The sequence below is a fragment of the Curtobacterium pusillum genome, assembly GCF_007680845.1.
Lineage (GTDB): Bacteria > Actinomycetota > Actinomycetes > Actinomycetales > Microbacteriaceae > Curtobacterium > Curtobacterium pusillum_B.
Genome location: NZ_VEIY01000005.1, coordinates 158,273 through 184,034 on the forward strand (window position 1 = coordinate 158,273; position 25,762 = coordinate 184,034).

At 71.0% G+C, this 25,762-nt stretch carries 20 protein-coding genes; 7 read left to right on the forward strand and 13 right to left on the reverse strand.

Annotated elements, in window-relative coordinates:
- Window positions 1-91: 91 nt before the first annotated feature.
- From acnA to dut, 4 genes are all read right to left on the reverse strand, one after another.
- On the reverse strand, window positions 92-2,908 hold the full coding sequence (gene acnA, locus FS825_RS12495; RefSeq protein WP_144713473.1) for an aconitate hydratase AcnA: 2,817 nt from the start codon (window positions 2,906-2,908) through the stop codon (window positions 92-94).
- A gap of 129 nt (window positions 2,909-3,037) precedes the next feature.
- A complete protein-coding gene (locus FS825_RS12500; protein WP_144713475.1) occupies window positions 3,038-3,790 on the reverse strand; it encodes a DUF3159 domain-containing protein in 753 nt (250 codons plus the stop codon).
- Window positions 3,791-3,803: 13 nt separating this feature from the next.
- Window positions 3,804-4,526, reverse strand: a complete 723-nt coding sequence (locus FS825_RS12505) for a DUF3710 domain-containing protein (protein ID WP_260981158.1) — start codon at window positions 4,524-4,526, stop codon at window positions 3,804-3,806.
- Window positions 4,523-5,014, reverse strand: coding sequence for a dUTP diphosphatase (dut, locus tag FS825_RS12510; RefSeq protein WP_144713477.1), 492 nt, complete (start codon window positions 5,012-5,014; stop codon window positions 4,523-4,525). The genes FS825_RS12505 and dut overlap by 4 nt, the downstream gene beginning before the upstream one ends.
- A 65-nt stretch (window positions 5,015-5,079) precedes the next feature.
- On the opposite strand from dut, the gene FS825_RS12515 reads away from it, so the two are divergent.
- Complete coding sequence (locus FS825_RS12515; RefSeq protein WP_144713479.1) at window positions 5,080-5,511, forward strand: DUF3093 domain-containing protein; 432 nt, start codon at window positions 5,080-5,082, stop codon at window positions 5,509-5,511.
- A 238-nt stretch (window positions 5,512-5,749) separates the two neighbouring features.
- Here FS825_RS12515 and FS825_RS12520 read toward each other — a convergent pair whose 3' ends face one another.
- Window positions 5,750-6,049 (reverse strand): DUF4193 domain-containing protein, encoded by a 300-nt coding sequence (locus FS825_RS12520; protein WP_031263038.1) that lies wholly within the window; start codon window positions 6,047-6,049, stop codon window positions 5,750-5,752.
- A 274-nt stretch (window positions 6,050-6,323) separates the two neighbouring features.
- On the opposite strand from FS825_RS12520, the gene sepH reads away from it, so the two are divergent.
- Window positions 6,324-7,337 carry a septation protein SepH gene (gene sepH, locus FS825_RS12525; RefSeq protein ID WP_186377224.1) on the forward strand — a complete coding sequence of 338 codons (1,014 nt, stop codon included), beginning with the start codon at window positions 6,324-6,326 and terminating at the stop codon, window positions 7,335-7,337.
- 83 nt (window positions 7,338-7,420) lie between these two features.
- On the opposite strand, the gene FS825_RS12530 is transcribed toward sepH, so the two are convergent.
- The gene (locus tag FS825_RS12530; RefSeq protein ID WP_144713483.1) at window positions 7,421-8,587 is read right to left on the reverse strand and encodes an alkaline phosphatase family protein; all 1,167 of its coding nucleotides are present in this window, start codon (window positions 8,585-8,587) and stop codon (window positions 7,421-7,423) included.
- Window positions 8,588-8,613: 26 nt separating this feature from the next.
- Between FS825_RS12530 and FS825_RS12535 the strand changes: the two genes are divergently transcribed.
- The gene (locus FS825_RS12535; RefSeq protein ID WP_144713485.1) at window positions 8,614-11,100 is read left to right on the forward strand and encodes a DNA gyrase/topoisomerase IV subunit A; all 2,487 of its coding nucleotides are present in this window, start codon (window positions 8,614-8,616) and stop codon (window positions 11,098-11,100) included.
- A gap of 395 nt (window positions 11,101-11,495) precedes the next feature.
- Here FS825_RS12535 and FS825_RS12540 read toward each other — a convergent pair whose 3' ends face one another.
- Entirely contained in the window at window positions 11,496-13,622 is a 2,127-nt protein-coding gene (locus FS825_RS12540) for a DNA gyrase/topoisomerase IV subunit B (protein WP_144713488.1), read from the reverse strand.
- Between the two features lie 179 nt (window positions 13,623-13,801).
- On the opposite strand from FS825_RS12540, the gene FS825_RS12545 reads away from it, so the two are divergent.
- Complete coding sequence (locus FS825_RS12545) at window positions 13,802-14,026, forward strand: DUF7455 domain-containing protein (RefSeq protein WP_144713499.1); 225 nt, start codon at window positions 13,802-13,804, stop codon at window positions 14,024-14,026.
- Window positions 14,027-14,124: 98 nt separating this feature from the next.
- Here the strand turns inward: FS825_RS12545 and FS825_RS12550 are convergent, their stop codons facing one another.
- The 5 genes from FS825_RS12550 to FS825_RS12570 all read right to left on the reverse strand — a co-directional run bounded on the left by FS825_RS12550 (window position 14,125) and on the right by FS825_RS12570 (window position 20,038).
- Window positions 14,125-14,898, reverse strand: a complete 774-nt coding sequence (locus FS825_RS12550; protein WP_144713502.1) for a type 1 glutamine amidotransferase — start codon at window positions 14,896-14,898, stop codon at window positions 14,125-14,127.
- Window positions 14,895-16,154, reverse strand: coding sequence for a MurT ligase domain-containing protein (locus tag FS825_RS12555; RefSeq protein WP_144713504.1), 1,260 nt, complete (start codon window positions 16,152-16,154; stop codon window positions 14,895-14,897). The genes FS825_RS12550 and FS825_RS12555 overlap by 4 nt, the downstream gene beginning before the upstream one ends.
- Before the next feature lie 6 nt (window positions 16,155-16,160).
- Entirely contained in the window at window positions 16,161-17,456 is a 1,296-nt protein-coding gene (locus tag FS825_RS12560; protein ID WP_144713506.1) for an RNA polymerase sigma factor, read from the reverse strand.
- A 190-nt stretch (window positions 17,457-17,646) separates the two neighbouring features.
- Window positions 17,647-18,966 (reverse strand): MFS transporter, encoded by a 1,320-nt coding sequence (locus tag FS825_RS12565; protein WP_144713508.1) that lies wholly within the window; start codon window positions 18,964-18,966, stop codon window positions 17,647-17,649.
- A gap of 139 nt (window positions 18,967-19,105) precedes the next feature.
- On the reverse strand, window positions 19,106-20,038 hold the full coding sequence (locus FS825_RS12570; RefSeq protein ID WP_144713510.1) for a proteasome assembly chaperone family protein: 933 nt from the start codon (window positions 20,036-20,038) through the stop codon (window positions 19,106-19,108).
- A gap of 75 nt (window positions 20,039-20,113) precedes the next feature.
- On the opposite strand from FS825_RS12570, the gene FS825_RS12575 reads away from it, so the two are divergent.
- From FS825_RS12575 to sucB, 3 genes are all read left to right on the forward strand, one after another.
- Window positions 20,114-21,592: a leucyl aminopeptidase gene (locus tag FS825_RS12575; protein WP_144713512.1), complete on the forward strand. Its 1,479-nt coding sequence runs from the start codon at window positions 20,114-20,116 to the stop codon at window positions 21,590-21,592.
- Between the two features lie 154 nt (window positions 21,593-21,746).
- Window positions 21,747-23,120, forward strand: a complete 1,374-nt coding sequence (gene lpdA, locus FS825_RS12580) for a dihydrolipoyl dehydrogenase (protein WP_144713514.1) — start codon at window positions 21,747-21,749, stop codon at window positions 23,118-23,120.
- 49 nt (window positions 23,121-23,169) lie between these two features.
- Window positions 23,170-24,690: a 2-oxoglutarate dehydrogenase, E2 component, dihydrolipoamide succinyltransferase gene (sucB, locus tag FS825_RS12585; protein ID WP_144713516.1), complete on the forward strand. Its 1,521-nt coding sequence runs from the start codon at window positions 23,170-23,172 to the stop codon at window positions 24,688-24,690.
- 110 nt (window positions 24,691-24,800) lie between these two features.
- On the opposite strand, the gene FS825_RS12590 is transcribed toward sucB, so the two are convergent.
- Window positions 24,801-25,724, reverse strand: coding sequence for a hypothetical protein (locus tag FS825_RS12590; RefSeq protein WP_144713518.1), 924 nt, complete (start codon window positions 25,722-25,724; stop codon window positions 24,801-24,803).
- Between the last annotated feature and the right edge of the window lie 38 nt (window positions 25,725-25,762).

Consider the following 25,762-nt stretch of genomic DNA (forward strand, 5'->3'; position numbering starts at 1 on the left):
GCTGTCGGCCCACCATATCCGCGCGACCCGACAACGGACGGGAGGCGCGGTGCCAGCTGGCACCGCGCCTCCCGTCCGCCTTCTGGGTGCGTCAGACGAGCGACCGCAGCACGTACTGCAGGATGCCGCCGTTGCGGTAGTAGTCCGCTTCACCGGGGGTGTCGATGCGGACGACCGCGTCGAACTCGATCGTCTGCTTGCCGGCGGGCGAGTGCTCGCTCGGCTCGGCGGTGACGTGCACCGTCTTCGGGGTGCGCCCCTCGTTGAGCTCGGTGAGGCCCGAGATCGAGACGACCTCGGTGCCGTCGAGCCCGAGCGACTCGACCGACTCGCCGGCCGGGAACTGCAGCGGGACGACGCCCATGCCGATGAGGTTCGAGCGGTGGATGCGCTCGAAGCTCTCGGTGATGACCGCGCGGACGCCGAGCAGGTTGGTGCCCTTCGCCGCCCAGTCACGGGACGAGCCGGAGCCGTACTCCTTGCCGCCGAAGATGACGAGCGGGATGCCCTGCTCCTGGTAGTGCTGCGAGGCGTCGTAGATGAACGACTGCGCACCGTCCGGCGTCGTGAAGTCGCGGGTGTAGCCGCCTTCCACGCCGTCGAGCAGCTGGTTGCGCAGACGGATGTTCGCGAACGTGCCGCGGATCATGACCTCGTGGTTGCCGCGACGCGAGCCGTAGGAGTTGAAGTCCTTCCGGTCGACGCCGTGCTCGGCGAGGTACTTGCCGGCGGGGCTGTCGGCCTTGATGGAACCGGCGGGCGAGATGTGGTCGGTGGTGACCGAGTCGCCGAGCTTCGCGAGCACCCGGGCACCGGAGATGTCCGACACCGCGTCGGGCTGCATCGTCATGCCCTCGAAGTACGGGGGCTTCCGGACGTAGGTCGACTGCTGGTCCCACTCGAAGGTGTCACCGGTCGGGGTGGGCAGGTTCTTCCAGCGGTCGTCGCCCTCGAACACGGAGCCGTACTCGTGGGTGAACATCTCGGTGTCGATCGAGGTGTCGATGACCTGCTGCACCTCGGCCGCGTCGGGCCAGATGTCCTGGAGGAAGACGTCGTTGCCGTCCGAGTCCTTGCCCAGGGCGTCCTTGTCGAAGTCGAAGTGCATCGACCCGGCGAGGGCGTAGGCGATGACCAGCGGCGGGGACGCCAGGTAGTTCATCTTCACGTCGGGGTTGATGCGCCCCTCGAAGTTGCGGTTGCCGGAGAGCACCGCGGTGACGGCGAGGTCGTTGTCCTGCACGGCCTGCGAGATCTCGTCGGGCAGCGGACCCGAGTTGCCGATGCAGGTGGTGCAGCCGTAGCCCACCGTGTAGAAGCCGAGCTCTTCGAGGTAGGTCGTCAGGCCGGCCTTCTCGTAGTAGTCCGTGACGACCTTGGACCCGGGCGCGAGGGTGGTCTTGACCCACGGCTTGGCCTTGAGGCCCTTCTTCGCGGCGTTCCGGGCGAGGATGCCGGCGGCCATCATGACCGAGGGGTTCGACGTGTTCGTGCACGAGGTGATCGCGGCGATCGCGACGGCGCCGTGGTCGATCGTGAACGGGTCGGCCCCGTCCATCGCGACCTTCGTCGGCTGCGAGGCGTGCGACGGGGCGCTCGACACGAAGTCGTGGTGGTGCGTGGTGAGGTCGCCCGTGGTGGACCCGGCGGCGATCGGGTCGGAGGCCGGGAAGGTCTCCTCCACCGCGTCGTCGAGGTCGGTCTGGCCGGCCGGCTCGGTGTAGTTGGCGAGGTCGACCTCGAACTGGTCCTTCGCCTTCGACAGCTCGATGCGGTCCTGGGGGCGCTTCGGGCCGGAGATGGACGGGACGACCGTGGAGAGGTCGAGCTCCATGTACTCGGAGTAGTTCGGCTCGACCGACGCGTCGTGCCAGAGTCCCTGGGCCTTGGCGTACGCCTCGACGAGGGCGATCTGGTCGTCCGAACGGCCGGTCAGGCGGAGGTAGTCGAGCGTGACGTCGTCGACCGGGAACATCGCCGCGGTGGAGCCGAACTCCGGCGACATGTTGCCGATGGTGGCGCGGTTCGCGAGCGGGACCTCGCCGACGCCTTCGCCGTAGAACTCGACGAACTTGCCGACGACGCCGTGCTTGCGGAGTTCCTGCGTGATGGTGAGCACCACGTCGGTCGCGGTCACGCCGGCCGGGATCGACCCGGAGAGCTTGAAGCCGACGACCTTCGGGATGAGCATCGACACGGGCTGACCGAGCATGGCCGCCTCGGCCTCGATGCCGCCGACGCCCCAGCCGAGCACGCCGAGGCCGTTCACCATCGTGGTGTGCGAGTCGGTGCCGACGAGGGTGTCCGGGTACGCGAAGAGCTCGCCGTCGAACTCGCGCGTGTACGTGACCTTCGCCAGGTACTCGATGTTGACCTGGTGGACGATCCCGGTCCCCGGCGGGACGACCTTGAAGTCCTCGAACGCGGTCTGGCCCCAGCGGAGGAACTGGTAGCGCTCACCGTTCCGCTCGTACTCGAGGTCCGTGTTGCGCTGCAGGGCGTCTTCCCGACCGAAGAGGTCGGCGATGACGGAGTGGTCGATGACCATCTCGGCCGGCGACAACGGGTTGATCTTGTTCGGGTCGCCGCCGATGTCGGCCATCGCCTCACGCATGGTGGCGAGGTCGACGATGCACGGCACGCCCGTGAAGTCCTGCATGACGACGCGCGCCGGCGAGAACTGGATCTCGGTGTCCGGCTCGGCGTCGGGCCGCCAGGAGCCGAGGGCCCGGATCTGTTCCTCGGTGACGTTCTTGCCGTCTTCGGTGCGGAGGAGGTTCTCGAGCAGCACCTTGAGGCTGTACGGGAGCTTCTCGTGCCCGGGCACGGTGTCGATCCGGTGGATCGCGTAGTCGACACCCCCAACGCTCAGCGTGTCCTTCGAGCCGAAGCTGTTGACTGCAGCCACTGTGCCGCCTCCCTGGTTGATCGGTGTGCCCCCATCAAAGCGGGGCGCAGGGCGTCCCACCAGCAAGGCAAACCTAATCCCGCCAGCCCGGGAAGGGCCGTGGGAAATTGTCTCGATGTCGAGACAACTCTACACCGCGGGAGCGTCGACCTCGCGCTTGAACACCGTCCGGACGAGCAGCCAGGTGACCCAGAGCAACGCCGCGTAGAGCGGCACGCCGGTGATCAGCTTGATGCCGGCGAGCAGCTCGACCTGGGCCGTCAGGTACAGCGGGACCTCGATGAGCAGCCGGATCGCGAAGAGCCCCACCCAGAGCCAGGTCGCGACGGTGAGCACGCGGCGCTTGGCCGGGTCCGCCCGCCAGTCCTGGGGCGTGCCGTCCGCGTCCGGCGGCAGCAGGAACCCGACGATGACCCCGATGAGCGGGCGGCGGACCGCGAGCGTCACGAGCAGTCCGACGAGCCACACGGCGTTGATGACGATGCCGGGGATGAAGTTGCTCTCGGCCCGGCCGGTGATGAGCGCCAGCCCGGCGGAGATGGCCACGCCGAGGATGCCGGCGAAGGACATCACGATCGACTGCCGCTGCACCAGGCGGAGCACCACGAAGACGACGCCGATCGCGACCGGGATCAGGACGCTCGGGACGACGGCCTTCGTGATCGCGTACACGACGAGGAAGGCCAGACCCGGGAGCACCGACTCGACGAGCCCGCGGACGCCGCCGATGGCCGCGACGAGGGCCTGTCCGGACGGCGCCTCACCCGGTGCGACCTTGCCGAGACCGGTGTTCGCGACCGCCGCACGGAACTGGTCGTTGAAGGACGGGGTCGCGTCCGACGCGACCCCGTCGGGACGGGTGGTGTCGTCGTGGTCCGGCACCGTGCCTCCAGGCTCAGATGGCCGACTGCGTCGACTTCGGCATGTGCAGCGGGATGAGGTCGCGCGGCGGCATCGGCGTGGTCCCGCGGACCACGACGACGCTGCGGAACAGGTCCTCGATCTCGCTGGCGTCGTCGGGCTGCTCGGCGGCCTTGCCGGCGATCACGCCGCGCAGGAACCAGCGCGGGCCGTCGACGCCGATGAAGCGTGCCGGGCGGGCACCGTCGGTGACGCCGCTGCCGTCCGTGACGACGGGGACCTGGGCGCGGAGCTCGGGGCCGAACGGGCCGTCGACCTCGGTCACGACACCGCCCTGGCGCTCGATCTGCTCGGCGATCTGGCCGCGGATCTCGTGCCACAGGCCGGTGGACCGCGGGGCGGCGAACGGCTGGACCTGGAGCGTCGACTCGTCGTAGTCGAGCCCGACCGCGACGACGCGCTGCGAGCCCTCCTCGACCTCGAGCCGGAGGTGCAGGCCCTCCCGCGGGAGGACCTTCACGCCGCCGAGGTCGACGTACGGGCGGACCAGGTTCGCCTCGGTCTCGTCGTGCGGGCCGCTCTCGGAACGGTCCTCGGGGGCGGACTTGTCGGTCGGCGCGACGGCGTCGACCTCGTCGAGGTCTGCGTCGGCGTCGGTCGCGATGTCGACCTCCGGCGTGGTGTCAGCGACCTCGACGTCGTCGACGACGGCTTCCGCCACCTCGACCTCGTCGCGCTTGCGTCGGCCGAACTTCATGCGCGCGTTCCTTCCTGAGCGTTGTCGGCGGCACCGCTGGCGGCGCCGCTCCGGTCACCGTAGCCCGACGAACCGAACCCGCCCTGGCCGCGGACGCTGTCGGGCAGCTCGTCCACGCGGGTGAAGGCGACACGAGGGACCGGCATGACGATCATCTGGGCGATGCGGTCGCCGACGTGCACCTCGTACGGCTCGGTCCGGTCGGTGTTGAGCAGCGAGACCTTGAGCTCCCCGCGGTAGCCCGAGTCGACCGTGCCGGGCGAGTTCACGATCGTGATCCCGTGCTTCGCCGCGAGACCGCTGCGCGGGACGACGAACGCGGCGTACCCCTCCGGCAGCGCGATCCGCAGGCCGGTGCCGACGAGGCGCCGCTCGCCGGGTTCGAGGACGAAGGCCTCGGTGGACACGAGGTCGGCACCGGCGTCGCCGGGATGGGCGTAGCCGGGAGCGTTCTCCCCGGTCCAGAGCACGTCGACTGGTTCGGTCACGTGTTGAGGGTAGTGCAGACCGTGATCGTTCCGTGACCTGCCCCGAGTCGTGGTCGAATGGTGTCGTGACCCTGTACCGCGAACGACTGTGGGCTCCGCCCGTCCTCTACCTGGCGACCGCGCTCGTCATCCCCGCGAGCCTCCTCGTGTTCCTGCCCATCAGCGTGCTCACCGGGGTGCTCGTCGCCATCGGCATGGAGCTCGGCGTGATCGTGCTGCTGTGGGCGCTCGCCCCGACGATCGAGGTCACCGAGACCGAGTTCCGCGCCGGACGGGCGCACCTTCCCCGCACCCTGGTGGGCGAGGTCGCCGGGTTCGACGGTGCCGAGGCCACGACCCAGCGCGGGCCGAAGCTCGACGCCCGGGCGTGGACGCTCTTCCGCGGGTACGTGCGCGGCGTGGTGCGCGTCGAGGTCACGGACGCCGCCGACCCGACGCCGTACTGGTTGGTCAGCGTCCGGAACCCGTCCGCGGTGGTGGCGGCGCTGCAGTCCTGATCCGCGCGGGGAGGCGCGGCGCGGGCGCAGGGCGTCCCGGCGCGGGCTGTACCTGGTCGGATCGGGCGTACCGGGCGAGAAGTTCCGACCGGGTACGCCCGATTCCACCAGGTACGCCCGATTCCGCCCGGCGCCCCCGGGGCCCGGCCCCGCCCCGCACGCAGAACCGCCGGCCCCCGGGCAAGACGAACGGCCCGCCGCTCCGAAGAGCAGCGGGCCGAGCGTGTCTCGTGCGTCCCTAGAGCGCTGCGCACTCCGCGCAGACCGGACCGAGCTTCGACTCGTGGTCGAGCTGCGAGCGGTGCTTCACGAGGAAGCACTCGACACAGGTGAACTCGTCGACCTGGGGCGGGAGCACGACGACGTCGAGGTCGACGTCGCTGAGGTCCTGTCCGGCCAGCTCGAAGCTGCCGGGGTTGTCGGAATCATCATCGACGACCCCCGACATCTTGTCGGGAACGCGCTCCTTGAGGGCCTCGATCGACTCCGAGTCAGAGTTGTCGTCGGTCTTCCGGGGGGCGTCGTAATCGGTGGCCATGCCCATCCATTTCTCGTATCGAGAGGTCGTCGCCGGTGATCGGCGGCGACAGTTTGCACCACGTCCCGCCAGAGCGCAAACCGAGGTGTCCGGCGGGTCGTCATGGCGCTGCAACCCGCGACGTCGCCCGTCCATTCCCGTCGTGCGGAAACGTTCGTCCGACAGTCCACGGCACGCCCGTGCGCCTCCGCTGGATCGGGCCCAGGCGGCTGCATACTTCCGGGGTACGACGCACGACCGTACGCGACGCTCGGAAGGCGGAACCATGCAAGACGTGAGAGTCATCGGAGTGGAGTCCGGGGCACTCCTCCTCGCGACCGACGGCGGGACCGAGTTCCGGCTGCCCGTCACCTCGTCGCTTCCGGGTCAGGTGCGGCAGGCGAACCCCGAGTCCGGACCGCAGAAACGCGTGTCGCCGAAGGACGTCCAGGCCCGCATCCGCGGTGGAGCCGACGCCGCCGAGGTCGCTGCGGCGCTCGACGTCGACGTCGAGTACGTCCGCCGCTTCGAGGGCCCCGTGCTCGCCGAGCGTGCGTTCATCCTCGACGCCGCGCACCGCGTCCCCGTGACCCCGGTCGACGCCGAGTCGCCCGACACCTTCGGGGACGCCATCACGGCGAAGCTCGAGGCCGGCGAGGCCTCGGCGATCGCGTGGGGCTCGTGGAAGCACGTCGAGAGCGGCTGGCAGGTGCGCGTCCGCTACACCGCGGCCGAGGTGGAGCACGACGCCCAGTGGCGGTTCGACCCGAAGACGTCGACCCTGACGCCGGACAACGGCGACGCCCACCGCCTGTCGCACACCGAGGACGAGGGCATCGCGCCGCGCCTCCGCGCCGTCGAGTTCGACCACGAGGACGCCGACGGCACCCGCTTCGACTCCGGCGCGTTCCGTGTCGACGAGCCGGACGAGGACGTCACGAACCCCGAGGTCCAGGAGCGCCCGCTCCGCGCACCGCTCCCGCGCATCGGCGCCGCCGTCGAGGAGCGCGCCCCCGGCAACGAGACCGCCGACCTGCTCGAGGCCCTCCGCCGCCGGCGCGGCGAGCGTGAGGCCGCGGCGTTCGGCGAGCAGCAGGAGGAGCCGCGCGGCACCTCGATCAGCGTCGTCGACATCCCCCTGCAAGGGTTCGAAGAATCCTCCGACACCGCCCCGCAACCGGACGCCCGCCCGAGTTCGGCACCGGAGGCCGAGAACGGCCGCCAGGACCGCAAGAAGCGGAACCGCCGGTCGATGCCGAGCTGGGACGAGATCGTCTTCGGCACCCGTCCGGACGACGACCCGGCCTGATCGGTCCCCACCGCCTCTGACGGGAGGCGCGGCTCGGCCCCGGTACGCATCCTCGCGTCCCGGGGTCCGTCCGTCCCGGGCCCTCAGCTCGCGAACGCGCCCGAGAGTCGGAGCGGCACCATCGTCTCGTCGTCGGTCATCGCGCCGTGCTGCCCGATCATCCGCTTCGGGTCCTCGCCGTCGCGGAGCGCCCGGTCGTCGTTGAACGCCCACGAGCTCCGCGCCACGAGGACGACGTCGCCGATGCGGTCCACGACCTCGGGGACGACCGCCCCGAACCACCCGGCCTCGATCGCCTCGTCGCGGCTGGCGACGTACGCCTTCTTGCCGTACCGCGCCCGGAACGCCCCGACCAGCCCGCGGACGTCCGTCCCCGGGGCGACGGAGAGCTGGCGGCAGCGCGGGTCGCCGGCGACACCGACGACGTCCTCGAGCAGCAGCGGATCGATGGCGATGTTCGCGTGGTCGGGGACGTCCAGCACCCCGTGGTCCGCCGTGACGACGATCCCGACGTCCCCGGCCGAGCGCGCGTCGAGGCGGGCGAGTTCGCCGTCGAGGGTCTCCAGCGACGCCGTCCACCGGTCGGACTGCCACCCGTGCTTGTGCCCGATCGAGTCGAGCTCGGGGACGTAGAGGTACACGAGCGACCGGCCCGAAGCCGTCTCGGCGAGAGCGGCGTCGACGCGCTGGGCGATCGAGTCCGCCGAGACGTAGCGCGCTCCCCCGAGGACGTTCGCGGTCATGCCCGAGGCGCGGTACCGGCCCGGTCCGACCACGACGGGGTCGATGCCGAGCGCCGGGGCCCCGGAGAACAGGGTCGGAGCGAGGAGCCAGCCGGCGGGGACCTGGTCGTCCCACCCGCTGAGCAGGTTCATCACGCGGCCGGTGTCCGGGTTCCAGCCGCTGTAGCCGACCACGCCGTGGGTCCCGGGCGACCGTCCGGTCGTCAGGGTCGTCAGCGCCGCCGCCGTCGTCGTCGGGAACCCGCTCCGGAGTCGCTTCAGCGTGCCGGTCCCCTTCGCGGCGGTGAGCCAGCGCGCGTGCCCGGCGCGAGCCGACAGCGCACCCGAACCGAGGCCGTCGACCAGCACGACGATCGCGGAACGGGCGTGACGGAGGGTGATCCGCGCCTCCAGTCCGGTGGAACGCAGCCACGCGTCGTCCGCAGCCCCGAGCGCGACGAGGCAACTCGGGAAGACGTCGGCGAGGTTCGCGGTGGCGTCGGGGGCCGTCGGTACGCTTGTTCCCATCTCCCCCAGTCTCGCAGAAGGGTGCCATGGCACGCACGGAAGCAGTCGGCCTGCCCGACGGTGAACGCATCGAGGACGTCGACGTCTCGGAAGAGATGCAGGGCTCCTTCCTCGAGTACGCGTACTCCGTCATCTACTCCCGGGCACTCCCCGACGCGCGCGACGGCCTGAAGCCGGTGCAGCGGCGCATCCTCTACCAGATGTCGGAGATGGGGCTGCGTCCCGACCGCGGGCACGTGAAGAGCGCGCGCGTCACGGGTGAGGTGATGGGCAAGCTGCACCCGCACGGCGACGGCGCGATCTACGACGCCCTCGTGCGCATGGCGCAGCCGTTCACGATGCGCGTCCCCCTGGTCGACGGGCACGGCAACTTCGGTTCGCTGGACGACGGGCCGGCCGCCGCCCGGTACACCGAGGCCCGACTGGCCGAGCCCTCGATGGCGATGACCGAGGGGCTGGGCGAGGACGTCGTCGACTTCGTCCCGAACTACGACAACCAGATCATGCAGCCGGGCGTGTTGCCCGCGGCCTTCCCGAACCTGCTGGTGAACGGGGCGTCGGGCATCGCGGTCGGCATGGCGACGAACATGGCGCCGCACAACCTCGGCGAGGTGGTCGAGGCGGCGAAGCACCTGCTGCTCAACCCGCACGCCACGCTCGAGGAACTCATGGAGTTCGTGCCGGGCCCGGACCTCCCCTCCGGCGGCACGATCGTCGGGCTGTCCGGCGTGCGGGACGCCTACGCCAGCGGCCGAGGCTCCTTCCGCACGCGGTCGAAGGTCACCGTCGAGAACCTCACGCCGCGCAAGGTCGGCCTCGTCGTCACCGAGCTGCCGTACCTCGTCGGGCCCGAGCGCGTGATCGAGAAGATCAAGGACGGCGTCCAGTCGAAGAAGCTCGTCGGCATCTCCGACGTGAACGACCTCACCGACCGCAACCACGGGCTCCGGCTCGTCATCGGCATCAAGAGCGGCTTCAACCCGACCGCGGTGCTCGAACAGCTCTACAAGCACACCCCGCTCGAGGACGGCTTCGGCATCAACAACGTCGCACTCGTGGGCGGTTCACCCCGGACGCTGGGCCTGCGCGAGCTCCTCGACGTGTACGTGCAGCACCGGCTCGCCGTCGTCACCCGTCGCTCGCAGTACCGGTTGGCGCGACGCCGCGAACGGTTGCACCTGGTCGAGGGGTTGCTCATCGCGATCCTCGACATCGACGAGGTCATCCAGGTCATCCGCACCTCGGACGACTCCGAAGCCGCGCGGGCCAGGCTCCGCGACGTGTTCGACCTGTCCGAGGTGCAGGCCGAGTACATCCTCGAACTGCGCCTGCGACGCCTGACGAAGTTCTCGCGGATGGAGCTCGAGGGCGAGCGCGACCAGCTGCTCGCCGACATCACCGCGCTCGAAGAACTGCTGGCCTCCGACGAACGGCTCCGGGCGCAGGTGGCGCTCGAGCTGACCGAGGTGTCGGACCGCTTCGCCACCCCGCGCCGCACGCTCCTGACCGAGGCCGACGCCCCGGTCCGCGGTGGCAAGAAGGCCGCGGTGGACCCCGAGTCGCTGCAGATCGCCGACGCCCCGTGCCGCGTGCTGCTCTCGACGACCGGGCGGCTGGTACGGGTGGACATCCCCACCTCGGACCTCGGTGTGGTCCGGATCCCGAAGCGCTCCAAGCACGACGCGGTGCGCTCCTCAGTGGTGTCGAGCGTCCGCGGGCAGGTCGGCGCGCTGACCTCGACCGGGCGCGTGCTCCGGATGTCGCCCGTCGACGTCCCCGCGGTGCCGCCGGCTTCGGTGCGGCTCGACGCCGGGGTCCGGGTGACCGACTTCCTCGGGGTCGCCCGCGGCGAAGAGGTCGTCGCCCTCGTCGACCTGTCCGGCGCCTCCTCGGACTCCCTCGCCATCGGCACCGTGCAGGGCACCGTCAAGCGCGTGGTGCCCGGAGCCTGGCCGGACAAGCCCGAGTTCCTCGCGATCGGCCTGAAGCCCGGCGACGCCGTGGTCGGGGCCGCGCAGGCACCGGAGTCCGACGACCTCGTGTTCATCACCTCGAACGCACAGCTGCTGCGGTTCCCGGCGTCCGGCGTCCGGCCGCAGGGGTTGCCCGCTGGAGGGGTCGCCGGCGTCGCGCTGGCTGCCGGCGCGTCGGTGATCTGGTTCGGCTCCGTCGCCCCGTCGGACGACGCCGTGGTCGCCACCGTGTCGTCGTCCTCCACCGCGTTGCCGGGCACCGACACCGGCCGGGCGAAGGTCTCCGCACTGTCGGAGTTCCCGGCGAAGGGCCGTGCGACCCAAGGTGTCCGGGCGCACGCGTTCCTCAAGGGCGAGGACGGCCTCACCGTGGCGTGGGCGGGCATCGCTCCCCCGCACGCGGTCGGGTCGGACGGCGCTGCCCGGACCCTGCCGGACTGGCTGTCGAAGCGGGACGGGTCGGGGGCGCCGCTCGACGCGCTGATCGGCACGATCGGCGGGAGTGCGGCGGCGCTCGACGGCACCGCCGGCGACGCGTAGGCACCGCGCGGCCGCGGCGGTTTCGCGAAAGCGACAGAGTCCCGCGAACAGTTCGCGGGACTCTGTCGCTCTGGCGGAAGGGACGGCGCCCGGTGGCGGCACCCTGTCGCCATCGCGGCACGGAGTCGCTGCACCCCGGCCCGGCCGGCCGGCCCGTCGGCGGCCGGACGGCGCGGCTGCGCCCGGGCCGGCGCGTCGGTGGGCAGGCGGCGCGGCACCGAGACTCGGCCCGGCGGCGGCGAGACTCGGCGTAAGCGACACATCTCGTGGCCCGGAGCCCGAGAACTGTCGCTGAGCCCGAGACTCGGCGCCGCGCGGCCGCCCGGCCAGCCGGATGCGCGCGCAGCACTCACCGCCGGCCGCGCAGCGACCAGCGCGCGGGCGCAACCGCGCGCCTACGCGTCGATGCGGTCGCGGTCGAGCCCCTCGCCGGCGAGGATGAACTCCTTGCGCGGCGCCACGTCGTTGCCCATCAGCAGCTCGAACACCTTCGCAGCGCTCTCGGCATCGGGCACCTGCACCCGGCGGAGGGTCCGGTGCGTCCGGTCCATCGTGGTCTCGGCCAGCTGGTCGGCGTCCATCTCGCCGAGGCCCTTGTACCGCTGGATCGGCTCCTGGTACTTCTTGCCCTGCTTCTCGAGCTTCTTGAGGACGGCCTGCAGCTCGGCTTCCGAGTAGGTGTACAGCGTGTCGTTCGGCTTGCCCCGGTTGATCACGACGACCCGGTGCAGCGGCGGCACGGCGGCGAACACCCGCCCCTGTTCGATCATCGGCCGCATGTACCGGAAGAACAGGGTGAGCAGGAGGGTCCGGATGTGGGCACCGTCGACGTCGGCGTCGGACATGATGATGACCTTGCCGTAGCGGGCCTGGTCGATCTCGAACGTCCGGCCCGAACCGGCGCCGATGACCTGGATGATCGACGCGCACTCGGCGTTCGAGAGCATGTCCGAGACGGAGGCCTTCTGGACGTTGAGGATCTTGCCGCGGATCGGGAGCAGCGCCTGGTACTCGCTGTTCCGGGCGAGCTTCGCGGTGCCGAGCGCCGAGTCGCCCTCGACGATGAAGAGCTCGGTGCCCTCGGTGTCCTGGGAGCGGCAGTCCGCGAGCTTCGTCGGCAGCGAGGAGTTCTCGAGCGCGTTCTTCCGGCGCTGGGTCTCCTTGTGGGCGCGGGCCGAGATGCGTGTCTTCATCTCCTGCACGACCTTGTCGAGCAGCGTCGCGGCCTGGGCCTTCTCGGTCCGCTGCGTCGACGTCAGGATCTCGGTGAGCTGCTTCGACACGACCTGGTCGACGATCTTCCGGACCGCCGGCGTGCCGAGGACCTCCTTCGTCTGGCCTTCGAACTGCGGTTCGGGCAGGCGGACCGTCAACACGGCGGTGAGACCGGCGAGGACGTCGTCCTTCTCGAGCTTGTCCTGCCCCACCTTGAGCTTCCGGGCGTTCGCTTCGACCTGGGTGCGCACGGCCTTCACGAGCCCGGCCTCGAACCCGGTCTGGTGCGTGCCGCCCTTCGGCGTGGCGATGATGTTGACGAAGCTCCGGAACACGGTCTCGTAGCCGCTGCCCCACCGGAGCGCGATGTCGACCTCGCACGTGCGGTCGACCGACGTCGAGACCATGTGCCCCTTGTCGTCGAGCATCGGCACGGTCTCGGTGAAGGTCCCGGTGCCCTGTATCCGCCAGACGTCGGTGACGGCGGAGTCGACGGCGAGGTGCTCGACGAACTCGCTGATGCCGCCTTCGTACCGGAAGCGCTCGACGACGGGACCGGACTCCACGGCGGTGCCGGTGGCTTCCGCCCGCTGCGCCGCGGCCTCGATCGAGGAGGGACGCGCATCGGTGATGGTGATGCCGAGCCCGGGCACGAGGAAGGCGGTCTGGCGTGCGCGGGTGACGAGGTCACCGGTGCTGAACCGGGCGTCCACGGTGAAGATCTGGCGGTCGGCCCAGTACCGGATCCGCGACCCCGTGACGCCCTTCTTCACCTTGCCGACGACGCGCAGCTCGCTCCCGGAGGTGAACGGCGAGAACGGGGCGTCCGGGCCGATGCCCTTCGAGTCGTCGAACGTGCCGGGCTCTCCGCGGTGGAAGGACATGGCGTACGTCTTGCCGCCACGGTCGACCTCGACGTCGAGTCGCTCGGACAGCGCGTTCACGACCGACGCGCCGACGCCGTGCAGCCCGCCGGACGCCGCGTACGAGCCGGAGCCGAACTTGCCGCCGGCGTGCAGCTTGGTGAACACGACCTCGACCCCGGTGAGCCCGGTCTTCGGTTCGACGTCCACGGGGATGCCGCGAGCGGTGTCCCGGACCTCGACCGACCCGTCCGGGTGGAGCACCACGCCGATCTCGTCACCGTGCCCGGCGAGGGCTTCGTCGACCGAGTTGTCGATGATCTCCCACAGGCAGTGCATGAGCCCACGGGAGTCCGTCGAACCGATGTACATGCCCGGACGCTTGCGGACCGCCTCGAGCCCTTCGAGGACGGAGAGGTGGCGTGCGGAGTAGTCGGAGCTCACCTCCCGATCGTACCGACGCCCGCCGACACCCCAGCCCCGGACCGACGGCGCGCCTCGGACTGGGGACAGTCGATCCGCGCTCAGCGAAATGGACCGCCGACAATGCATGACTCTCAGGCATCACGTGTTGAAATAGGTGGACCAACCCGCACCACCTGCGATCCGTGAGGAGCACAGCAATGACCCAGACCGTGCAGGACCTCTCCATCGACGAACTCGGCAGCAACCAGCTCACTGCTGCTGACCGCTGCGACAGCTGCGGAGCGCAGGCGTACATCCGGGCCACCATGGCCAGCGGTGAGCTGTACTTCTGCGCGCACCACGGTGCCGAGTTCAAGGACAAGCTCGCGGCGACCGCCATCGAGTGGCACGACGAGAGCAGCCGACTCTACGAGTCGAAGTAGACGTCAGCCCAGAGCAGACGGGAGGCGCGGTGCCAGCTGGCACCGCGCCTCCCGTCTTCTGTGTGGTCGGTCTTCGGTGTGGTCCGGTCAGACCACCGTCACGCGATGCGCTTGAACGCCTTGTCGACGTAGCGGTCGACCGTCGCGCGCGCTTCGCGCGCGTACCGGTCGATGGTGGCGGTGCGCTCCGGATCCGGTGCGTACGCACGGCCGAGCCGGGCGGTGGCCGCGGCGAGGACACCGTCGGTGAGCTGCGGGTTGAGCGGCAGGATCGGGCCCTGGGTGTGCGTGCCGAAGGAGTTCCCGGCGATCGCGCCCTCGACCGGGGAGCCGGCCTGGTTGCCGCCGCCGGAGACGACGTCGGCGAACGGTCGGACACCGGCGCCGAGTTCGATCTTCGTGGCGTGGTCCTCGAAGCCGGCGAGCCGGGTCGGAGCACCGGGCAGGAGCGGGTAGGCCGTGTCGAGCACGAAGTAGTTCACCCGCCGTTCGGCTCCGCGGATCGCCCGCGCGTCGAAGACCCCGAAACCGGTGACCGCTGCGCCATCGGTGGGCACGACCTCGTTCGCGGCGAGGTCGAACCCGCCGCCGACCGCGACGACCGGCACACCCGCGGCAGCGAACTCGCGCAGCGGCGAACCGATCCGGGTGACGTCGGCACCGAGGGACCGCATGGCGCTGAGCGGACCGTTGCCGATCACGACGATGTCCGCCGTCTCGGGCAGTGCGTCGCCCGGGGCGTACTCGAGCACCTCGGTGTCGATGTCCGCCGCGGCAGCACGGCGCACCAGCGCTGCGACGTTGCCGCGGTCGCCCGAGACACCCATCTGGCGGGGGTAGACGTGCAGGATGGTCAGCCGGTCGGCCGTCATGCGGTCTTCTCCATGTCCGGGTGGCCGAGGGCCTTCCGGGCGATCATCATGATCTCGTAGTTGACGATGAAGTTCTTCGTGCCGCTGGTCGTGGCGCCGAGCTGCTCCATGTGCTTGATCGCCGCTTCGACGTCGGGCTCGACGCGCCCGATGCGGACACCGGCGTGCTCGAGCGCGATCGCGATCTGCCACGCCTTGTCGCCGGACACCACGTCGACGTGGTCGAGCCGCGAGAAGTCGATGTCGTAGATCCACGAGATGTCCGGCGTGCCCTCGTCGATCGCCATGAGGACCTGCTCGGGGCGGTCCGGCAGGGCGTCGAGGTTGAGCTGGAGGCTCGCGGCGTTCTTGAACATCGTGAACTCGGCGGACTCGCCCGCGATCGGCAGTCGCTCACCGCGGCCGTACGCCGGCTTCATGGTGCCGAAGGCCGTGGTCACGGCATCCGCGCGGAACTGCGTGCCGAGCGCGGCACTCGCGGTCGCGGTGGCCGCGGCGGCGTCCACGGCGTAGTGCAGGCCGCGTGCGGGGAGCCGGACGGGGATGTCGGTGCCGTCGAACCGGATCGTCGCGCCGTCGCCGGTGTGGGCGGTGACCTCGGCGTCGGCCACGTTCGGCTGGGCGTCCTGACGGTCGAAGTCGTCCGCGTTCTGCAGGCCGTTCGGCGCCGCGGCGACGACCTCGGCGCTCGCACCGAAGCGGAGCACCCGCTGCCCGTCGACGCTCGTGTACGCGTCGAGGAACTGGTCGTCGCGGTTCGTGATGACGTTCCGGGACGACAGCGCTGCGGTGTCGAGCATCATGTCGGCGACGCGCTCGGTCTCGAAGAAGCGGTACAGCTGGTCGACCTGCACGTTGAGCATCGTCACCGTGGAGGGCGACAGGATGCCGGCGAGCTCCACCGCGAAGGCCTCGTCGACCTCGAGGATGCCGATGTCCGCCTTGAGCTTGCCGGTGAGCGAGACCTCGGACAGCAGCGCGGAGGCGATGCCCTGCGGCAGGTTCGCGCCGGACGGGTTCGTGAAGACCCGGAGCCCGTGCGCCCGCACGATGTCCGAGATCATGTGGGTCGTCGTCGACTTGCCGTTCGAGCCGAGCACGAAGACGACGCCGTTCGGGAACTGCTTCGTCACGTGCTGCAGGAACCCCGGCACGAGCTTCAGGACGATGTACCCCGGGTAGGCGGATCCCCCGCCCCGCGCTCTGGCGAGGGCTCGGAGGATCCGCCCGACGAGGATCGGGATGATGAAGCGCATGCCGGCTTACTCGAGGTAGTCGCGCAGCGACTGCGACCGCGACGGGTGGCGGAGCTTCGCCATCGTCTTGGACTCGATCTGACGGATCCGCTCGCGCGTCACGCCGAACGTGTCGCCGATCTGGTCGAGGGTCTTCGGCTGGCCGTCGCCGAGGCCGAAGCGCATGCGGATCACGCCCGCCTCGCGCTCGGACAGGGAGTCGAGCAGGCTCTCGAGCTGCTTCTGCAGCATCGTGAACCCGACCGCGTCGGCCGGCACGACCGCTTCGGTGTCCTCGATCAGGTCGCCGAACTCCGAGTCGCCGTCCTCGCCCAGGGGCGTGTGGAGCGAGATGGGCTCGCGGCCGTACTTCTGCACCTCGACGACCTTCTCCGGGGTCATGTCGAGTTCGCGGGCGAGCTCTTCCGGAGTGGGTTCGCGACCGAGGTCCTGCAGCATCTGGCGCTGCACGCGGGCGAGCTTGTTGATGACCTCGACCATGTGGACCGGGATGCGGATGGTGCGCGCCTGGTCGGCCATGGCACGGGTGATCGCCTGACGGATCCACCAGGTGGCGTACGTCGAGAACTTGAAGCCCTTGGTGTAGTCGAACTTCTCGACCGCACGGATGAGGCCGAGGTTGCCTTCCTGGATGAGGTCCAGGAACTGCATGCCACGACCCGTGTAGCGCTTCGCGAGCGAGACGACCAGGCGGAGGTTCGCGCCGAGCAGGTGCGACTTCGCGCGCTGTCCGTCACGGGCGACCCAGCGGAGCTCGCGCTCTTCGGGCTTCGACAGGCCGGTCGAGTGCTGCAGCTTGTCCTCGGCGAACAGGCCGGCCTCGATGCGCATCGCGAGCTCGACCTCCTGCTCGGCGTTGAGGAGGGCGACCTTGCCGATCTGCTTGAGGTAGTCCTTCACCGGGTCGGCCGTGGCGCCGGTGATGGTGGTCGAGTAGACCGGGGCCTCGTCGTCGTCGGACTGCGAGATGACGAGCGCGCCCGCGGCGACCGCTGCTGCCGCGTCGGGCTTGGCGTCCTTGTCGTCCGCTTCGCCCTCGGCGTCGGTCTCGGTGTCGTCGGCAGCGTCGACGTCGGTCTCGGCGACCGGGGTCTCCTCGTCGACGTCGTCGTCGTCGGACTGCTTCTTCGCCTTCGGAGCGGCCTTCTTCGGGGCGGCCTTCTTGGCGGTGGTCTTGGTGGCGCGCTTCTTCGGCGCGGCCGTCTCGTCGGCGGCAGCGGCGGCGTCCGCCGTCGTGCCGTCGGGCGCGGTCTCGTTCGCGGTGTCCTTGGTGGGATCGATCGTCGTGCTCCGGGCAGCCATGCGATCACCTCTCTCGTCGTGCCACGTTCGTGGGGTCGTGGCCTCCCTCGCCACCCAGGGCCTGCGCCGCGTTCACACGCGTCTCCAGGTCCACCTTCCGGGCAGCACGAGGACCCATGTCAAGTCCCCCGGATTCGGCGGCGCACGGGTGTGTGCCGGAACGCGGGAGTCCCGAAAGGGTCCGGGTTCATTATTGCACGCTCCGCTTCCGCAGGCGTGCAACCAGTGCAACCCAGAGCGGCCCCAGCCGTATTCCGTCCTGGGCGTGCAGCACGCGGCGTGTCCGGCGCCGAGCGTGCAGCAGCATCACCACGCCGATCCCCACCACGACGTACTGCACGGTGAGGGCCAGCCGGAAGTTCGCCCACGCGAAGACGGTCTGCCCGGTCGCCTGCGCGGCGAGGTCGAGGATCGTCCCGATGAGGAACATCATCACGAACGCCGCGAGGAACCCGCCGACGTTCACCACGCCGTTCGCCGAGCCGAGCGACCCGACCGGGTTGAACGAGCGGGCGAAGTCGAACCCGATGAGGGACCCCGGTCCACCGATGCCCATGACGACCACCAGGACCAGGAGCAGCCAGGTCGGTGGGTGCCCGGGCCAGAGCAGGATCGCGGTCCACACCACGGCGAGGGCGAACACGATGCCGAGCACCAGGTTCGAGCGACGCAGCGGGAACCGGGCGCACAGCACGCCGAGGACGGGACCGGCCACGAAGCCGGTGACCACGATGACGGTGAGGAAGCCGGCCGCCTCGGACGGGGAGTAGCCGAGCCCGCGGAGCATCGGGACGCCCCAGAGCAGCGAGAACACGGTGCCGGAGGACTGCGTCACGTAGTGCGACCAGAAGCCGAGCTGCGTGCCGGGACGGCGGAGCGCGTGCCCGAACGTGTGGAACGCGCCGCGCCAGGAGTGCGGGAGCGGGATCGTGTCGGTCCGGACCGGGACGGGCCCGTTCCGGACGAAGACGGACGCGAGCACCAGCCCCACCGCGCTGGCCGCCGCCGCGACGCCGAACGCCGGCGTCCACCCCGCACCGTGCAGCAGGACGGCGAACGGGAAGGCCGAGAGGATCTGGCCGACCTGCCCGAGGTTCCCCGTCCACTGCGAGATCTGCGGCAGGATCGGCCCGCTGAACCACATCGGCACGAGCCGGATCACCGAGATGAAGGTCATCGCGTCGCCGGCTCCGACGAGCACGCGCCCCGCGATCGCCGGCCCGATGGTCGGCGAGACCGCGACGACGGCCTGGCCGACCACCAGGAGCGCGGCGCCGAGCAGGACGAGCTTGCGGGGGCCGACCCGGTCGAGGGCGATGCCGACCGGGATCTGGAGCCCCGCGTAGACGGCGATCTGCACGACCGCGAGCGTCGAGAGGACGGCCGCCGACACCGCGAAGCGGTCCTGCGCGTCGACGCCGGACACCCCGAGCGAGGACCGCTGCACGACCGCGAGGACGTACGCGAGCACCGCGACGCCCCACACGAGGAAGGCGCGGCGGGAGTTCACCGGACCAGGCTAGCGGGGGCGGCCCCGCCGCCAGGACGCCCTGTGGAGAACGCGGGATCCTTGCGTGCGGTGGGTCGCGCCTCCAGGCGGTCACCGTGCCGGACGGGAGGCGCGGTGCGGCCCCGCCACGCGTGTCCGGTCAGTCGGAGGTCGCGTCGCCGTCGGACCGGCGGTCCGCCAGGAACCGCTCGAGCTCCGCCGCGATCGCGTCGGCGGTCGGCACCTGGCCGTCGACGCCCGTCAGGGGCGACCCGATCGGGTTGCCCGCCATGTACGTGTCGTGACGGTCCTCGAGCACCGACACGAGCCGCTGCAGTTCCTCGTTGCCGGCGACCTGCTCGTCGACGCGGGTGCGGAACTCGCGCCCCTCTTCGCGGAGCTCGTCCGAGGGGAAGATGAGGCCCGTCGCCGAGGAGATGCCGGAGAGCGCGGCGACCGCGGCGTCCGGGAACTCGGTGTCGGACAGGTAGTGCGGCACGAGGAGGACGAGACCGGTGACCTGCTGCCCGAGCTCCGACAGTCGGTGCTCGACGAGGTGCAGGACGTTCGCCGGCGCCTGGGTCTCGGGCTTCCACACGCTCATCTGCTCGACCAGGTCGGCGCGCGTGCCGGAGACGGTGAGGCTGATCGGGCGGGTGTGCGGGACCGGCATCGGGATCGACTGCACCCACGTCGTGTCCGCGACCCGCAGGTCGGCGGCGAGGTCGGTCACCGCACGGACGAAGCGGTTCCACTGGAAGTCCGGCTCGTAGCCGGAGAGGAAGAGGAACGGCTGGCCGATCTCGTCGCGGACGAGGTGCAGCCGGAGCCGGGGCGGCTCGACGGCAGCGATGTGGTCGTGCTCGAAGGTGATCACCGGACGACGGGCGCGCCAGTCGAGCAGGACGTCCGGGTCGAACTCGGCGACGAGTTCGGTCTCGAGGTCCTCGAGGACGGCGGTCGTCACCTGCGCCACGGCCGATCCGGCGTCGGCGAAGCCGGTCAGTCCGGCGACCAGGTGCAGCCCCTCGGGCACGGTCGGCGCGTCCTCGGCGAAGGTGTAGAGCTCCTCGGGGTGGTTCACCGTCCCCATGCTAGGCGGGCCGTCACGGTCCCCCGTGCGCGGCGGCCACGCCGACAGCGAACACCTGCTGGATAGGGTTGGCGCATGGTCCGACCGACGCTCTCCACCGACTCATCCGCTCCTTCCTCGATCGCCGCCGACGTCCTCGTCGTCGGGGTCCGTCCCGGGACGGACGGTGCGCCGGCGCGGGTGGTCCCGGGCGCCGTGGGACCGGTCGACGCGCTCGCGGACCTCGACCTCGCGTCGATCGGTGTCACCGGCGCGAAGGACCAGCTGGTCCGCCTGCCGGGCACCGGCGTCGCCGCGGACGGGATCGCCCTCATCGGTCTCGGCACCGCCACCGGCCCCGCCGCGATCCGCTCGGCGGCGGGCAGCGCCGTCCGACAGCTGCCGACGGTCTCCTCGATCGCGCTCGCGCTCCCCACCGACTCGGACGAGCTCGTCGACGCCGCGCTCGAGGGTGCCGCGCTCGGCGCGTACTCCTTCACCCGCCACAAGGGCGCCGGGACCACCGGCCCGACCCGCGGCGACCAGCAGATCACCGTCGTCGCCCCGTCCGCCGCCACCGACGCCACGGTGCGGCCGGCGATCGTGGCCGACGCCGCGACGCTCGTGCGCGACCTCGTGAACACCGCGGCGGGCGACCTCGGCCCGTCCGACGTCGCCGACGTGGCCAGCGCGGTCGCCGAGGGCCTGCCGCTGACCGTCGAGGTGCTCGACGAGACCGCACTCGAGGAGCAGGGGTTCGGCGGGATCCTCGGGGTCGGCGTCGGCTCCGTGCGCCCGCCGCGGCTCGTCGTCGTCCGCTACTCGCCGGAGGGGGCGACCAAGCACCTCGCCCTCGTCGGCAAGGGCATCACGTTCGACTCCGGCGGGCTCTCGCTGAAGCCGGCCGGCTCGATGCTCGGCATGAAGACCGACATGACCGGGGCCGCGACCGTCCTCGCCGCGACCGTGGCCGCTGCCCGACTCGGGCTCGACGTCCGGGTCACCGCGTGGCTGTGCCTGGCCGAGAACATGCCGTCCGGCTCTGCGACCCGTCCGGGCGACGTCCTCACGCTGAAGAACGGCAAGACCGTCGAGGTCACGAACACCGATGCCGAGGGACGACTCGTCCTCGGCGACGGCATGGCCGCGGCGTCGCTCGAGCAGCCCGACGCGATCGTCGACGTCGCCACCCTGACCGGCGCGCAGGTCGTCGCGCTCGGTGACCGGACGACCGGCCTGATGGGCAGCGACGACCTCGTCGCGCAGGTCCGGGCCGTCGCCGAGCGCGTCGCGGAGCCGATCTGGCCGATGCCGCTCCCCGAGGAGCTCGACGCACGGCTCGCCAGCGAGGTCGCCGACATGGTCAACGCCACCGTCGGCAACCCCGCCGGCGGCATGCTGCTCGCGGGCAAGTTCCTCGAGCGCTTCGTCGGCGAGGGCATCCCGTGGGCGCACCTCGACATCGCCGGCCCGTCGGAGAACAAGGGCGGCGGGTACGGGTGGCTCGGCAAGGGCGCGACCGGTGTGATGGTCCGGACGCTCATCTCGCTCGCAGAAGAGCTCCAGGCCAAGTAGTAGGTTTGGTTCCGGTGGGGCAGCACGCTCGGCGTGCCCCCGCCGGAAACCAACGGGACGGGACCGGAACCACGCGGTCCGACCGTCGGACGCCGCCACCGCGGTGTCCACCGGGGTCCGATCGACCCCGACACGCACGAGGGAGTTGCACCAGGTGACGGAACAGACTTACGACGTCGTGGTCCTCGGTGGCGGCAGTGGTGGGTACGCCGCTGCGCTCCGGGCCGCCGAGCTCGGGATGAGCGTCGCGCTCATCGAGGGAGACAAGCTCGGGGGGACGTGTCTGCACCGCGGCTGCATCCCGACGAAGGCGCTGCTGCACGCGGCCGAGATCGCCGACGGCACCCGCGACGCCGAGAAGTACGGCGTCATCGCCGAGTTCGCCGGCGTCGAGGTCCCGAAGGTCATCGAGTACCAGCAGGGCGTCATCAACTCGAAGTACAAGGGTCTCCAGGGCCTCATCAAGGCGCGCGGGATCACCGTCGTCGAGGGCTGGGGTCGACTCACCTCGTCGAACACCGTGCAGGTCGGCGACCAGACCGTCACGGGCAAGAACATCGTCCTCGCGACCGGGTCCTACTCGAAGTCCCTGCCCGGGCTCGAGATCGGCGGACGCGTGATCACGTCCGAGACCGCCCTCCGCATGGACTACGTCCCGAACAAGGTCGTCATCCTCGGCGGTGGCGTCATCGGCGTCGAGTTCGCCAGTGTCTGGAAGTCCTTCGGTGCCGAGGTCACGATCGTCGAGGCGCTCCCCCACCTCGTCCCCGCCGAGGACGAGTCGATGTCGAAGCAGCTGGAGCGTGCGTTCCGCAAGCGCGGCATCGAGTTCTCGCTGGGCGTCCGGTTCCAGGGCGTCGAGCAGCACGAGAACGGCGTCGTCGTCACGCTCGAGGACGGCAAGACCTTCGACGGGGACATCCTCCTCGTCGCGGTCGGCCGTGGCCCCGTGACGCAGAACGTCGGCTACGACGAGGTCGGCGTGACGATGGACCGCGGGTTCGTCACCACGAACGAGCGCCTCGCCACGAACATCCCCGGCGTCTACGCCGTCGGCGACATCGTCCCCGGCCTGCAGCTCGCGCACCGCGGCTTCCAGCAGGGCATCTTCGTCGCCGAGGAGATCGCCGGGCTGAACCCGGTGGTCATCGAGGACAAGAACATCCCGAAGATCACGTACTCCGACCCCGAGGTCGCGTCCGTGGGGCTCTCGCAGGCCAAGGCCGAGGAGCAGTACGGTGCCGACAAGGTGGACTCCTACGAGTACAACCTGGCCGGCAACGGCCGCAGCCACATCATCGGCACCTCCGGTTCGGTGAAGGTCGTCCGCGTCGTCGACGGTCCCGTCGTCGGTGTGAGCATGATCGGCGCCCGGGTCGGCGAGCTCATCGGTGAAGCGCAGCTCGCCGTGAACTGGGAGGCGTACCCGGAGGACGTCGCCCCGCTCGTCCACGCGCACCCGACGCAGAACGAGGCGCTCGGCGAGGCGTTCCTGCACCTCGCGGGCAAGCCGCTGCACGCCCTGTGAACACCATGACCACCACCACGAACCACCCCTGCGAAGAGGAGTCCACCCGATGAGCGAATCCGTCAACCTCCCGGCGCTCGGCGAGAGCGTCACCGAGGGCACGGTGACCCGATGGCTGAAGAACGTCGGTGACCGGGTCGAGGTCGACGAGCCGCTGCTCGAGGTCTCGACCGACAAGGTCGACACCGAGATCCCGTCGCCGATCGCCGGTGTCGTGGAGGAGATCCTCGTGCAGGAGGACGAGACCGTCGAGGTCGGCACCGCGCTCGTGAAGATCGGTGACGGTACCGGTTCGTCCGACGGTGGGTCCCCCGAGTCCTCCGAAGCGTCGGTCGGCGCCTCGAACGAAGCGGCTGCCGACGCCGAGGAGCCCGAGGCCGCACCGAGCACCGAGCAGCAGGAGGAGGAGCGCGCGCCCGAGCCCCAGCAGGCCGAGCCCGCTCCGGCCGGCCAGACGCAGCCCGCCGCACCGCAGGCTCCGTCGGCCCCGCCCGCCGCGGCACCGGTCCCCCAGGCCGCTCCGGTCCCGCCGCCCGCTGCCGCACCGCCGGCACCGGTCCCGGCTCCGGCAGCAGCACCCGCCGCCGCTCCCGCCGCCTCTGCGCCGGCAGCGACCGCCGCCGTGCCGAACCCGACGCAGGACGCCTCGGCATCCGGCTACGTCACGCCGCTCGTGCGCAAGCTCGCGAACGAGCAGGGCGTGGACCTGTCGACCGTCACCGGCTCCGGAGTCGGTGGGCGCATCCGCAAGGAGGACGTGCTCGCCGCCGCCGCTGCTGCTGCGCAGGCTCCGGCCGCTTCGGGCTCGGCTCCGGCCGCGGCCCAGTCCGGCCCGTTCGTCGCCGAGGTCTCCCCGCTCCGCGGCACCCGCGAGAAGATGACCCGCCTCCGCAAGGTCGTCGCCGAGCGCGCCGTGCAGTCGATGACCTCGACCGCGCAGCTCACCAGCGTCGTCGAGGTGGACGTGACGAAGGTCGCGCAGTTCCGCGACGCGCACAAGGCCGAGTTCCTCGAGAAGACCGGTTCGAAGCTCTCCTTCATGCCGTTCTTCGCCCTCGCGGCGTCCGAGGCGCTCAAGGCCCACCCGAAGATCAACTCGACGGTCGACGCGGACGAGATCGTCTACCCGGAGACCGAGAACGTCTCCATCGCGGTGGACACCGAGCGCGGCCTGCTCACCCCGGTGATCAAGGACGCAGCGTCGCTCGACCTCGCGCGGTTCTCGCAGTCGATCGCGGACCTCGCCGAGCGCACGCGCAACAACCAGCTGAAGCCCGACGAGCTCGCGGGCGGCACGTTCACGCTGACCAACACCGGTTCGCGTGGCGCGCTGTTCGACACCCCCGTGGTGTTCCTCCCGCAGTCGGCGATCCTCGGCACGGGCATCGTGACGAAGCGTCCGGCGGTCGTGAAGGTCGACGGGCAGGAAGCGATCGCGATCCGTTCGTTCGTCTACCTCGCGCTGTCGTACGACCACCGGATCATCGACGGTGCCGACGCTTCGCGGTACCTCGTCGCGGTGAAGAACCGCCTCGAGGAGGGCAACTTCGGCCCGAACCTCGGGTACTGAGTCCGAGCTCGACACCGGACCAGCGTCACAGGACGGCCCCGATCCCACTGCGGATCGGGGCCGTTCCCGTTCGCGTCAGCCGAGCGGGATCGGGGCCGTTCCCGTTCGCGTCAGCCGAGCGCCGAGACGGCCGCGACCGTGAGTCCGGCGGCGACGACGAGGCCGACGACCACGTGTCGGAGCGGCACGCGCTGGTCGGCGCCGACCGGGAGGCCGCGTTCCACGGCGTCCCGGACCACCGCCGTGAGGAACGCGACGGCGCCATCGTCGGGGCGCATCGACTGCATCGACCGCCTCGACCGCGTCGACGAGGAGACCGGAGCGACGTACCCGCCGAGCAGGTCGTCCGAGGGAGGTTCCCACCGGACCGGCCTCGGGGCAGCGGTCGCCCGGACGACCGCCAGAGCTGCACGGACCGACGTGGCGTCGCCGTCGAGGGCTTCCGCCAACACGCCGTCGACCGTCTGGCGGTCAGGATCCCTGGCGTCCGTCCGTTCCCACACCACCCGGGCGGCGAGGACGAGGATCCGGTCGCCGGGCTGCACCCGTGCGCCGCGGACTGCTGCGCGGCGCCCCGCCGGCGGATCGTGGCGCGCGGGGGCGCTCGGAGCATCGCCCGCGGGGGCTCGCGCTGAGGGATCCGGCGCCCCAGGAAGTCGAGCGGCTGGCGGCCGGTCACAGAGCACCACCGCGCCGGCATCGTCCACCAGGACGTCGTCGAGGGTGGCCGCCCCGATGTGGACCGCTCCGCTCCGCTCCGCCGCGGCGAGTTCCAGGAGCGGCACGCTGAGGGTCACCGCCACGCCGGTCGTCAGCGTGCCGATCGTGTCGAGCGCCGCGGACAGCGGAGTTCCAGACGGCCGCAGGACGTCGACCGCCAGGCATCCGTCGGGGAGCCGTCCGACCGCGGCCACCGGCGCGAGGTGCCGGCCGCACCATCCCGTGCCGACCGTCGAGCGATCGGCGCACCAGGCGAGCACCGGCTGCTCGTCGTCGGTCGCGCACCAGCGGACGTGATCGGTGACCATCTGCATGACGACCACCTTGTCGGGAGGTGAGTCGCGCCTCCCGT

Coding starts and splice junctions, on each gene's coding strand:
- FS825_RS12505 (WP_260981158.1), bottom strand. CDS start 4,526: ATGAAGTTCGGCCGACGCAAGCGCGACGAGGTCGAGGTGGCGGAAGCC.
- FS825_RS12520 (WP_031263038.1), bottom strand. CDS start 6,049: ATGGCCACCGATTACGACGCCCCCCGGAAGACCGACGACAACTCTGAC.
- FS825_RS12530 (WP_144713483.1), bottom strand. CDS start 8,587: ATGGGAACAAGCGTACCGACGGCCCCCGACGCCACCGCGAACCTCGCC.
- FS825_RS12535 (WP_144713485.1), top strand. CDS start 8,614: ATGGCACGCACGGAAGCAGTCGGCCTGCCCGACGGTGAACGCATCGAG.
- FS825_RS12545 (WP_144713499.1), top strand. CDS start 13,802: ATGACCCAGACCGTGCAGGACCTCTCCATCGACGAACTCGGCAGCAAC.
- FS825_RS12550 (WP_144713502.1), bottom strand. CDS start 14,898: ATGACGGCCGACCGGCTGACCATCCTGCACGTCTACCCCCGCCAGATG.
- FS825_RS12555 (WP_144713504.1), bottom strand. CDS start 16,154: ATGCGCTTCATCATCCCGATCCTCGTCGGGCGGATCCTCCGAGCCCTC.
- FS825_RS12560 (WP_144713506.1), bottom strand. CDS start 17,456: ATGGCTGCCCGGAGCACGACGATCGATCCCACCAAGGACACCGCGAAC.
- FS825_RS12570 (WP_144713510.1), bottom strand. CDS start 20,038: ATGGGGACGGTGAACCACCCCGAGGAGCTCTACACCTTCGCCGAGGAC.
- FS825_RS12575 (WP_144713512.1), top strand. CDS start 20,114: ATGGTCCGACCGACGCTCTCCACCGACTCATCCGCTCCTTCCTCGATC.
- sucB (WP_144713516.1), top strand. CDS start 23,170: ATGAGCGAATCCGTCAACCTCCCGGCGCTCGGCGAGAGCGTCACCGAG.
- FS825_RS12590 (WP_144713518.1), bottom strand. CDS start 25,724: ATGCAGATGGTCACCGATCACGTCCGCTGGTGCGCGACCGACGACGAG.